The sequence below is a fragment of the Candidatus Eisenbacteria bacterium genome, from assembly GCA_035577985.1.
In the GTDB taxonomy this organism is placed as follows: Bacteria; Desulfobacterota; Binatia; order DP-6; family DP-6; genus DATJZY01.
Map to the genome: position 1 here is coordinate 1 of DATJZY010000082.1, position 10,896 is coordinate 10,896.

Consider the following 10,896-nt stretch of genomic DNA (forward strand, 5'->3'; position numbering starts at 1 on the left):
GCCGCCGCGCGAGAGCCCGGTCGTGCCGTCGCGGAAGGTGTTCGTGAGGATCATGCCGGCGTTGACGCACACGCCCGGCTCGCCGCGCACGCACCAGTAGCACTGTCCGCAGGGCGCGACCGGCGTCAGCACGACCGGATCACCGGGCGCGAGCCCGTCGACGTCGGCGCCGACCGCGTCGACGACGCCCGCGGCCTCGTGCCCCAGCACGATCGGCGTCGGCGACGGGAAGACGCCGTCGACGATGCTGAGATCGGAGTGGCAGACCCCGCAGTGCTTCACGCGCACGCGCACGTGGCCGGGACGCGGGTCGGCGATCGTGACGTCGCTCCGGACGACGAGGGGCTTTCCCGCTTCTTCGAGGACGGCAGCGCGCATGGCGGGCGAGGCGTAGTCGACGGCGGGTCCGGGCGCAAGCCCGGCGACTGCGAGCCCCGCCCGCCGATCACGGCGTCCAGTCGGGACGGAGCTGGCGGAGGCGTGCGGCCATGTCGGCCTTGGTGGTCGCGTAGGCTGGATCGTTGGTGAGGTTCGTCAGCTGGAACGGGTCGGCGACGAGGTCGTAGAGCTCCGTCTCGCCGCCCACGTACTCGGTGTACATGAACTGCTCGCTGCGCACGCTGGCGAGCGTCGGCGGCACGACGTCGTTGTCCTCGTCGTCGGGGTCGAGCCACTGCTCGTAGACGAAGTCCGTGCGCCACGCGGGCTCGGTGTCGTCGACGAGCCGCACCATGCTGCGGCCGTCCTCCTGGATCGGCGGGACCACGCCCGCGAGCTCACCGAACGTGAACGCGAAGTCGATGTTGAGGCCGATCCGCGTGTCGACGCGCGCCGGCGTCGTCACCGGTGGATACGAGATCACGAGCGGCACGTGCATGCACTCGTCGTACGGGCAGCGCTTGGGCGCGTGGCAGTGCGCGCCCCAGGAGTAGCCGTTGTCGCCCGTGAACAGGATGAAGGTGTTCTGGTCCTGGCCCAGCGCGACCAGCTTGTCCATGATCGCGCCGACGGCGCGGTCGACGGCCTGGAGCGACGCGAGCTGCTTGCGCCGGAAATTGTCGATGTTGTTCATCTTGCCCTGGCCCATCGGGCACAGGTTCGCGTCCCACGTCGGCGGATCGGGGCTGGGCTCGGTGTTCCAGTTCGGCGGTCGCCACGCGGGCAGGGCGGCGAAGGAGTCCTCGTCGCCCGGCGCGGCGCACGCCGGGGCGTGCGGCGCGAACGGCGCGAAGTAGAGGAAGAACGGCTGGCCCGCCGACTGGTCGAGGAACTGGAGCACCTTCGCGGCGAGGACGTCGGTCGAGTAGTTCTGCGGCGACGGGCAGGGATCCTCGCCGGGCTGATCGGCGGGGCATCCCGTGTAGTTGGTGCACGTCGACGGGTACGACACCTCGGTCGGCGCGGGATAGTCGACGCCGCTCTCGACCAGGATGTAGTCGTAGAACTTCGTGCCCTTGAAGGCGTGCCACTCGTTCCACCCGGGCGGGACGTAGGGCGGCGCGGGTAGCGTCCACAGCGTGTTGTAGCCGTTGAGATACTTTCCGAAGAGCCCCGTGCGGTAGCCGGCGGCGCTGAGCCACGTGGCGAGCGAGGAGCTGTCGTCGAAGTTCGCGGCGCCGCCGATGGGCTGCGTGTTCGAGAGCACCCCGGTCGTGTGCGCGTACTCGCCGCGCAGGATGCTCGAGCGGCTCGGACAGCAGAGCGCCGTCGACACGTAGGCGTTCGGGAACTTGACGCCGGCGGCTGCGAGCCGGTTCTCGACGTTCGGCATCACCGGTGTCACGCCGTCGAGCGAGTGGGTCAGGTCCGTCGTGTCCCAGCGCTGGTCGTCGGTGAGGATGATGATGAGGTTCGGGCGCGCCGGCGGCGCGGGCACGATCGCGTCGACGCGCGTCTGGAGGGCGGCGACCAGGCAGGCCCGGAGCCCGTCCGCTTCGAGGACGGCGCGCGCCGGCTGGTCGACGTTGCCCTGGCAGGGCGCGCCGACGCTCGGAATGACGACGCCGCTCGGATCGAGGACGGTCTGGACGGCGCACTTGAGCGGCACACGGTCGAGCTGGCGTCGCGCGATGGTCTGCGCCTTCTCCAGGGTGAAGCCGCGGATCAGATATTTCACCTCGTCGGCGACGAACTTCGCCGATGCCTTCCCGATCTGCTTCTGGCACCGGTACTGGTCGCGGGTGAGCGTGCGGTCGATGACGCCCGCCGGCGGGTTGTTCGTGCCGAAGGCGAGCGCGATCGTGTCGTCGACGATCGTGCCGGCGCAGGCGGGCGGCGCGGGCGGGTTGAGGCACGCCTTGCTCGCCGTCGCCGAGCGGAAGGCGCGGCTCGCGCAAGCGGCCCGTTTCTTCACGCTGCGGGAGAGGACGCGCGCATCGTCGCGGGTCGTGCATTGGGCGGCGAGGGCCACCGCGTGACCGGCGAGCAGCAGGACGGCGACCAGCAGCGACAGCGCGCGACGAAGCATCGAGCCTCCCCGGCGCGAGCGGCGCACGCCCGCGCCTCTCTTCTCCTCCGGCATACGCACCCGATCGTGGCGGGGTCAACCCAAAATCTTCCTGGTCGATCGGAATTGACCAGCCCCGGTGACGGTCGATACAGGAAGCGGCTCTGGCCGCGCCCGACGCCCTCCTGCTCTTCGCCGCTTCGCTCGTCGCCGGCGGCGTCAACGCCGTCGCCGGCGGGGGCTCGCTCATCACTTTCCCGATCCTGGTGTGGCTCGGGCGCGAGCCCATCCTCGCCAACGCCACCAACACGGTCTCCCTGTCGCCGGGCTCGGTCGCCGCGCTCCACGGCTACCGCCGCGACCTGATCGGGCTCCGCGAGTGGATCCTGTGGGGCACGATCCCGTCGCTCGCCGGCGGCGTCGTGGGCGCCGTCCTGCTGTTGCGCACGCCGTCGGCCGTGTTCTCGTGGCTGGTCCCCTACCTCATTCTGTTCGCGACGGCGCTCTTCGCCCTCTCCGGCCCGATCAACGCGCTCGCGCGACGACGGAGCCCGCCCTCGCGGGGCGGCATGCCCGACGAGCCGCGCTTCGGCACGGTCATGACGTACCAGTTCCTCGTCTCGGTGTACGGGGGCTACTTCGGCGCCGGCATCGGCATCATGATGCTGGCGGGTCTGGCGCTCGCGGGCTTCGTCGCGATCCACCGCGCCATCGCGCTCCGCAACTACTACGCGATCCTCATCAACGGGATCGCGGCCCTCTACTTCATTTGCTTCGGCGCCGTCGCGTGGAAGGACGCGGCCGTGCTGACGGCGGGGCAGGTCGCCGGGAGCTGGATCGCGGCGCGGGTGGCGCGCGGCCTTCCGCCGTCGACCGTGCGCGGCTTCGTCGTCTGCGTCGGCGTGGCGATGGCGATCGCGCTGTTCGTCCGCGGGCGCTGAGCTCAGCTCCGCTTGCGCGCGTAGCGCACCGGACAGGGCGCCGCGGAGCGTGCGACCGCACCCATCTGTCCGGTCGGCGCCGCGGCGCGCGCGAACCCGGGTTGGAGATCGAGCGCGTCCAGGTAGCGCACGATGGCGATCTTGATCGCCGACATGGCGAAGCGCTCGCCGACGCAGGCGTGCCGTCCGTGCCCGAAGGTGCTCACGGCCTCCTTGGCGGGCACCCGGACGTGGTCGGCGAGGCGCCCCCGCTCGTAGTGACGGGGATCGAAGCGACCCAGCGTGTCGTACGCGGCGTTGCTCACCGAGAGCAATGTCGCGACGTACGCGCCGGGCTCGAGGGCGAAGGCGCCGAGATCCGTCTCGACGGAGCACGGGCGCATGACCTTGCGCAGCGTGAGCGAGCGCTGCGCCAGGCGGATCGACTCCATCGCGCACGACTCGAGCAGGACGAGCTCCGCCAGCGCGCGCTGGTCGCGCACGAGGCCGTTCGGGTTCCCGCCGCCGATCGCCGCCGCTTCGCCTTCGACGGCGGCGCGATGCTCGGGGAACTGGAGCAGGTTCACGAGCGTCCAGGCGAGCGACGCGTAGAGGTTCGCGAGCGACGCCAGGTGCAGGATCATCACGTTCTTCGCGACGCGCTCGGCACGGGCGGCGGGCGGATCGGCCGCGAAGAGCGTGTGGAGCTGCTCCAGCATGTCGCCCTCGCGGGCGCCGCTCCGCTCCCGCGCGGCCCAGATCTCGTCCAGGATCGCGGCGGCGCGGCGGAGCGCGCGGCGCTCGGGCGCCTTGCGCGTGAGGATGGTCACGAAGAGCGCAGACGGGCGGACGAACACCTCCTCCGGATCGAAGCGCTCGAAGCACGCGATCAGTTGATCGAGATATGGCGGCGACGCCGCCTCGCGTCCCGCCCAGCACCGGAAGCCGATCCGGTGCACGAGGCGCTTCATGTGGGCGAAGGCCTCGAACGTGCCGCCGTCGCCGAGCTCGGCGAGCGCGTCGTCGACGGCGGCGTTTACGTGCCCGAGGTAGCTCTCCATCCGCTCGCGGTTGAAGAGGTGCTGGAACACGGTGAGGTCGCCGGCCTGCAGCTCCGGCGGCAGCTTCAGACCGAGGAGCGTGCGCGTCGCCTCGCCGAAGCTCGCGTCCTCCTCGGCGAGGCCGTAGAGGCTGCGGAGCCCGATCGGACCGAACACGAACAGGAGCCGGAAGCCGATGAGGTCGACCAGGAACGTGTCGCCGTGCTTGGCGCGCAGCGTCGCGAGGCACGCCGTCGGGTTGCGAAGAAAGGGTAGCAGGTGCCCGAGCACGGGCAGACCGCCGGCGGCGCGCGGTGGGAGCGAACCCTCGATCGGCATGCATCTTCATTGACACCCGAGCGGGTGGTCGTGGTAGCCCTCCGCCGCCAGACCGGTGACCAACCAGAGGGGGGAAGCGTAGATGGCGCCCGGATCGATCCGTCTCGTCGTATTCGTCACGCTCGTCGTCGCCCGACTCGCGACCGCGCAGATCACCGGCGTCACCGCGATCCCGAACCCGGCCAACAGCCCTGACGAGACGAGCGGTCCCGGCGTCAATCCGAGCTTCGAGCGCGAGAGCTTCGTGACGGTGACGGCGGCGACGGCCAGCGCGTTCACGACCCGCTACAAGGCGCTGGTGACGGCCGATTCGGGGCTGTTCGGCGACGCCCGGCTCGAGCACCTGGACTCCGACTACACGATCAGCTTCAGCGTGACCGCGCCCGGCGCCTACCGCGTGGTCGTCGCGACGCATCGCAAGGGCGATCTGCACCTGATCGAGGACAACATCTTCGTCGCCGATCACTTCGCCGACATGTCAGCGCTCGCCGGCAGCTTCACCGGCGGGACGCTCACCACGGGGACGCTCAACCTCGCGGACCCGGGCCGGGCGAACGACATCCCGCTCGTCTTCGATCCCATCACGGTGGCCTTCGACCAGACCGCGTCGGCGGCGATCTTCGGCGTGAGCAACGGGAGCGCGCAGGCCCATACGCTGCGCTTCACGTGGAACCAGGAGGCATTCAGCCCCGCGGCCGGCGACGAGGCCGCCGTGCGCATGGGCGGCACGTCCGACGACAGCACCGAGACGGCCGGCGACTACCCGGGGAACCCGCCGCGGGTCCAGGCCGACGACGGGCACTTCGTCACCGTCACGCTGACCTCGCTGTGCGGCAACGGGGTCCTCGACGGCGGACCCAGCTACCTCGAGCAGTGCGACGACGGGGCGGGGAACGGGACGCAGGGATCGTGCTGCACGTCCACCTGTCAGCTGCGTACGGCGGGAACGACGTGCCGCGCCGCCGTCGGCGGGTGCGACAACACGGAGGTCTGCAACGGCGTCGACGGCGCGTGCCCGCTCGACAGCGTGATGCCCGCGTTCGTCCTCTGCCGTCCTGCGGCGGGCTCGTGCGACCTGGCCGAGGCCTGCGACGGGCTCTCACCGTTGTGCCCGGACGACACGAAGAGCACCGGCGTCTGCCGTCCGGCGGCGGGCGTCTGCGACCTGGCGGAGTCGTGCGACGGCTTCAACAACGAGTGCCCGCCCGATCAGAAGAGCACGGCCCTCTGTCGCGCGGCGACGGGGCAGTGCGACGTCGCCGAGAGCTGCGACGGGTTCAATCCGAATTGTCCCACCGACCAGCTGGTGCCGAACGGAACGCCCTGCGACGACGGCGACGCGTGCTCGTCGGGCGAGGCGTGCAGCGCTGGCGTGTGCGGCGGCGCGACCGGCGGCTGCGGGCCGTGCGAGACGTGCGAGCCGGGCGGCTGCGTCGTGGGGCCGAAGCTCGGCTGCCGCGTGCCGATCTCGACCGGTCGTGCGAAGCTCCTGCTGAAGGACTCGTCCGTGAGCACGTCGGATCTCGTGTCGTGGAAGTGGACGCAGGGCGCAGAGACCATGTTCGCCGACTTCGGCGATCCGATGGGCACGACCGACTACACGCTGTGCGTGTTCGACCAGAACGGCACCCATCTCGTCATCTCGCCCGACATGCCGGCGGGCGGCGCGTGCGGTCCGCTCGCGTGCTGGAAGCCGATCGGGACGAAGGGCTTCAAGTACAAGGACAAGGATCGGACCCCCGAGGGCGCCGACAAGATGACGCTCCTGTCCGGCGCGGCCGGGAAGGCGAAGATCAGCTTCAAGGGCAAGGGGCCGAACCTCGGCCTCGCGCTGCCGCCGACGGGCCTCACGACGCCGGTGCGCGTCCAGCTCCAGGCGGAGGGCGGCGCCTGCTGGGAGTCGACGTTCTCGGCGGCGCAGCAGAACACCGCGACGTCGTTCAAGGCGAAGAGCGACTAAGAAGCCGACCCAAGACTACGTCTTGGGTCGGGGCAGACGCGAGAGTGCCACGTTCGTGGCACGCGCGACCGGCATGCCGCGGCCAGCGAAGCTGGCGCGGCAGGCGAAATACGCGCGATGGGTTGCAGCGCGATGACGGCCTACGTTCGACGGGAACGATGTTCCCGCGCGTAGCGAGTGTGCCGCGCCGGCTTCGCCGGTCGCGGCATGCCGGTCGCGCGTACCACGAGCGCATCATTCTCGCCCCCGACCCAAGACGGAGTCTTGGGTCGTTCCTAGGACGGCCGGCGAGCGGCGAGCGCGAGGGTACGGCGCGCCGCGCGCAGGACGGGTGCGTCCACCATCTTGCCGTCGACGACGCACACGCCGCCGCCCGCGGCTTCGGCCGCGTCGACGATACGACGGGCGCGCAGCACCTCGTCGCCTGCCGGCGTGAAGGCGGCGTTGATCGCCGCGACCTGCTTCGGATGGATCGCGAGCTTGCCGGTGAACCCGAGGCGTCGGACGCGGGCGCACTCCGCGGCGAGCGCGGTGCCGTCCTCGAGCACGAGGTGCGGCACGTCGATGACGGCGACGCCGGCGGTCGCCGCCGCCTGCACGAGGCGCGACCGGGCCCACAGAAGGGCCTCCCAGTCGAGTGTGGCGCCGAGATCGGCGGCGAGGTCCGCGCCGCCGAGCAGCAGCCCGGCGACGCGCGGATGGGCGGCGATGCGCTCGGCTCGCGAGAGCCCACGCGCCGTCTCGATGAGCGGCAGGAAGCGGGTCGGTCCGGCGAGGAGCGCGTCGAGGATGCCCAGCTCCTGCGGGCTCTCGACCTTCGGGACGACGAGGAAGTCGGGCGCCGCCCCCGACTCGACGAGCGCCAGCACGTCGCGCAGGCCCTCCGGCGTCCGCAGCCCGTTCGATCGAAGGCAGCGCGCGACGGCGGGCGCGGCCGGGCCGCGGAGCCACCTGAGGGCGCTCCCCCGCGCCGCGTCCTTCTCGGCCGGCGCCACGGCGTCCTCGAGGTCGGCGATGACGGCGTCGGCGCCGGAGATCGCCGCCTTGGCGAGGCGCTCGGCCTTCGTCGCCGGCGCGAACAGGAGCGAGCGAAGGAGCGACGCCTCGGGCGCGGTCGACGTCGACATCACGCGGCCGCGCGCCGTCGCGCCTCAGGCGAGCCCGTACAGCTTGGCAGCGTTGAGCGCCGTCATCTTGCGGCGCTCGTCGTCCGGCACGCCGCGGAACATCTCGTCGACGGTCTTGCGCGTCTGGGGCCAGTCGCAGCCGTGATGCGGGTAGTCGGTCGACCACATGAGGTTGTCGACGCCGAGGAGGTGGCGGTTCTTCACGGCGTAGTGGTCGATCATGAAGGCCGACATCCAGTTGCGGCGGTAGTAGTAGCTGGGCTCGTGCTTCAGCTTGACGGGCAGCCAGCTCTTGTTGCGCCACCAGCGGTCGTCGAGTTGCTCCAGGATGTACGGGATCCAGCCCGAGCCCGTCTCGACAGCGACCCACTTCAATTCCGGGAAGCGGTCGTGCACGCCCGAGCTGATGATCTCCGGCATGTCGGTGATCATGTCGGCGGCGCCGACGTTCGCGAGCCCCGTGAGATCATCGCCGCGCTTGCCCTTGGGCTTCGGCTTCGCGACCTTGCGCATGACGCGCACGTGGAAGTGCACGGCCACCTTGGTCTGCTGGCACGCGTCCCAGAAGGGATCGTCGTCGGGGCCGATCTTGTCGCCGACCGACGGGAAGGTGTTGAGCCACACCCCGCGGAAGCCGAGCTTGAGGCAGCGCTCCATCTCCGCGATCGCCGCCTTCGTGTCGAGCGCGGGTATCGCGGCGAGCCCGATCAAGCGGTTCGGGTCGACCTTCATGATCTCCTGGACGAGCCAGTTGTTGTAGGCCTGCACCCCCGCGAGCTGGAACTCGGGATCGGGGTCGGAGAAGAAGTGGCTCATCATGCGCGCCGAGCCGAAGAGCACCTCGGCGTCGACGCCGTCGACGTCCTGCTCCTGCAGGCGCGGCTCGCCGCGGAAGTTTCCCTGGTTCGCGGCCGCGAACGTGACGCCCGTCCACCGGATGTCGTCGTGCGCCCGGCCGGCCGACGCGTAGATGCCGATCGGTGCGGGTGGGATGTCGGGCGCGAACTGCCACGCCTCGCCGCCCTCGCCGTCGGGGACGACCCGCGGCACCTTGTCGTGGAACTTCTTCGGCATGTACGTCGTCCAGATGTGGGGCGGCTCGAGGACGTGCGAGTCGGCGGAAATGAGCTGGTAGTCGCGCGGCATGGGGGCACCATATGGGAGAACGAACGTTCGTTTCAAGAGGGGATTTCGTGCTAGACCCCGGCATGGCCCCCTGGCTCCGGATCGCCACCTCCCGCCCGATCGTGCGCCGCGCCTGCGGATACGCGGTCGTCGTGGGCTCGGTCCTGATCGCGATCAACCACGGCGACGCGATCCTCGCCGGCGACCTGCCTCCGGGCCGGCTCGCGAGAATGGGGCTCACGGTGATCGTCCCGTACCTCGTGTCGACCTTCTCGAGCGTCGGCGCGACGCTCGAAGCGCAGCGGCGCGGCCATTGACCCACCGGAGCCGTGGGGTGGTATGCCTCGGCGCGGGTGCGCATCGCTCTTGTGAGTCTGGTCGTCGCGCTGGTGGCCGCGCCGCCGCTCGCACGCGCCGGGAGTTACCTCGCCATCGACAGCGAGCAGGGCGACACGGTGACCTTCGGCCAGCTCGACGTGCTCGCCGAGCCGCGGGCGACCTTCGAAGCACAGCGCGACCTGCTGAGCGGAACGCCGCGCCAGGCCGTCTCCGTATACGTCGACGGCGCATACGCCGCGCGCATCTTCATCGGACCGCGGCCGGGCTACCCGCTCGTGGCCGGCGTGTACGAGAACACGATGGTCTCGAACGGCCTCGATGCGCCGTATCTCGTCGTCGAAGCGGCGGGCTGGTGCTTCGACCTCGTCGGGCGCTTCGTCGTGAACGACATCGCGACCGACGCGCAGGGCGACCTCGTGACGCTCTCGGTCGACTTCGAGGGCAAGTGCCCCGCCGCCACCGCCGGCTTCCACGGCAGCCTGCGCTACCAGCGCGGCGATCCCGGGTGCGCGAGCGCCGACGACGGCACGAGCTGCGACGACGAGAACCCGTGCACGATCGGCGATGCGTGTCAGGCGGGCCGCTGCATCGGCACCGCACCCGACGACTGCCCGGGTGGCAACCAGTGCCAGGTCGGGGTGTGCAATCCGCTCACCGGCGCCTGCGGCGTCGCCTTCGACGTCGTCGGCAAGCCCTGCGACGACGGGAACTTCTGCAGCAATGGGGACACCTGCTTCACGGCGCTCTGCATTCCCGGGCCGCCGAGGTTCTGCGACGACGCCGACATCTGCACGACCGACACGTGCGAGCACGGCGCGTGCATCTACAAGCCCGTCACGTGTCCTGCGTCCGGCGACCCGTGCGTCGCGTCGGTCTGCGGCAGCTTCACCAACTTCGTGGGCTGCGGTTTCGAGACCGTCCCCGACTGCTGTCACGAGGACGCCGACTGCGCCGACGACGACCTGTGCACGCGCGACACGTGCGACCCGGGGTCGCACAAGTGCAGGAACGACCCGCTCGAGTGCTGGCTGCTCGCGGGCAAGACGACCACGACCGTGTCGGCGCTCGGCAATTCGGCGACGCGGCGGCAGCGCTTCGGCGAGGTGCTGATCGTCGACGAAGCGAGGCGGTACCGCCTGCCGCAGTTCGCCGGGTGCGATGCGGCGTCGGCCGTCGACGAGCTCGGCATGATGACCCCGGGACGGGCGGGCAAGACGCTCCTCATGCCGGCGAACTTCGAGGAGGAGCGCCAGGCGTTCCTGGCCTGCTTTCCCCCGGTGCGCCTGAGGCGGCGCACGGGGTGGATCCGCCTCGTCGACGACGCGCACCTGCGGGGTGCCTTCGCGCTGCGCGGCGGCGGCCGCTTCCGCGGCGTGCCGTTCACGGCCAGCATCAACGTGCGCTTCAAGGGAACGCCCGTCGAGCACGTGACCGAGAACGACCTCGCGGCCGCGACCGACTGACGCTTGTGTCTTGTCGCCCGGGCTAGAGTGCAGGCGCCGGGAGGAGGCACGGAGCTCGGGGTTGCTGACCGAGGTCCCGTTGGCGCGAGACCGAGACTGAGCACGAGCCCGTGCCTCTTGCCGGCCGTGCCTTAGCT

The 10,896-nt window shown here is 70.9% G+C and carries 9 protein-coding genes; 4 read left to right on the forward strand and 5 right to left on the reverse strand.

Annotation, left to right across the window (positions count from 1 at the left end; all coding sequences use genetic code 11):
* Together VMS22_12085 and VMS22_12090 are read right to left on the reverse strand one after the other, a co-directional pair.
* A partial coding sequence (locus tag VMS22_12085) for an alcohol dehydrogenase catalytic domain-containing protein (protein ID HXJ34763.1) occupies nt 1–378 on the reverse strand: 378 nt, incomplete at its 3' end.
* A gap of 67 nt (nt 379–445) precedes the next feature.
* Nucleotides 446–2,467 (reverse strand): sulfatase, encoded by a 2,022-nt coding sequence (locus VMS22_12090; GenBank protein HXJ34764.1) that lies wholly within the window; start codon nt 2,465–2,467, stop codon nt 446–448.
* Nucleotides 2,468–2,631: 164 nt separating this feature from the next.
* Here VMS22_12090 and VMS22_12095 point away from each other — a divergent pair, with 164 nt between their 5' ends.
* A complete protein-coding gene (locus tag VMS22_12095; protein HXJ34765.1) occupies nt 2,632–3,387 on the forward strand; it encodes a sulfite exporter TauE/SafE family protein in 756 nt (251 codons plus the stop codon).
* Between the two features lie 2 nt (nt 3,388–3,389).
* On the opposite strand, the gene VMS22_12100 is transcribed toward VMS22_12095, so the two are convergent.
* Entirely contained in the window at nt 3,390–4,745 is a 1,356-nt protein-coding gene (locus VMS22_12100) for a cytochrome P450 (GenBank protein ID HXJ34766.1), read from the reverse strand.
* A gap of 82 nt (nt 4,746–4,827) precedes the next feature.
* Between VMS22_12100 and VMS22_12105 the strand changes: the two genes are divergently transcribed.
* Nucleotides 4,828–6,705: a hypothetical protein gene (locus tag VMS22_12105; protein ID HXJ34767.1), complete on the forward strand. Its 1,878-nt coding sequence runs from the start codon at nt 4,828–4,830 to the stop codon at nt 6,703–6,705.
* Nucleotides 6,706–6,980: 275 nt separating this feature from the next.
* Here the strand turns inward: VMS22_12105 and VMS22_12110 are convergent, their stop codons facing one another.
* Entirely contained in the window at nt 6,981–7,832 is an 852-nt protein-coding gene (locus VMS22_12110; protein HXJ34768.1) for a CoA ester lyase, read from the reverse strand.
* 24 nt (nt 7,833–7,856) lie between these two features.
* Nucleotides 7,857–8,978, reverse strand: coding sequence for an amidohydrolase family protein (locus VMS22_12115; protein HXJ34769.1), 1,122 nt, complete (start codon nt 8,976–8,978; stop codon nt 7,857–7,859).
* Nucleotides 8,979–9,040: 62 nt separating this feature from the next.
* Between VMS22_12115 and nrtS the strand changes: the two genes are divergently transcribed.
* Together nrtS and VMS22_12125 are read left to right on the forward strand one after the other, a co-directional pair.
* Entirely contained in the window at nt 9,041–9,274 is a 234-nt protein-coding gene (gene nrtS / locus VMS22_12120; protein HXJ34770.1) for a nitrate/nitrite transporter NrtS, read from the forward strand.
* A 36-nt stretch (nt 9,275–9,310) separates the two neighbouring features.
* Nucleotides 9,311–10,759, forward strand: coding sequence for a hypothetical protein (locus VMS22_12125; GenBank protein ID HXJ34771.1), 1,449 nt, complete (start codon nt 9,311–9,313; stop codon nt 10,757–10,759).
* The last annotated feature ends 137 nt before the right edge of the window (nt 10,760–10,896 follow it).

Bases quoted from the DNA above. Each gene is read 5' to 3' on its own strand.
- VMS22_12090 (HXJ34764.1), bottom strand. From the start codon at position 2,467: ATGCTTCGTCGCGCGCTGTCGCTGCTGGTCGCCGTCCTGCTGCTCGCC.
- VMS22_12100 (HXJ34766.1), bottom strand. From the start codon at position 4,745: ATGCCGATCGAGGGTTCGCTCCCACCGCGCGCCGCCGGCGGTCTGCCC.
- VMS22_12105 (HXJ34767.1), top strand. From the start codon at position 4,828: ATGGCGCCCGGATCGATCCGTCTCGTCGTATTCGTCACGCTCGTCGTC.
- VMS22_12110 (HXJ34768.1), bottom strand. From the start codon at position 7,832: ATGTCGACGTCGACCGCGCCCGAGGCGTCGCTCCTTCGCTCGCTCCTG.
- VMS22_12115 (HXJ34769.1), bottom strand. From the start codon at position 8,978: ATGCCGCGCGACTACCAGCTCATTTCCGCCGACTCGCACGTCCTCGAG.
- nrtS (HXJ34770.1), top strand. From the start codon at position 9,041: ATGGCCCCCTGGCTCCGGATCGCCACCTCCCGCCCGATCGTGCGCCGC.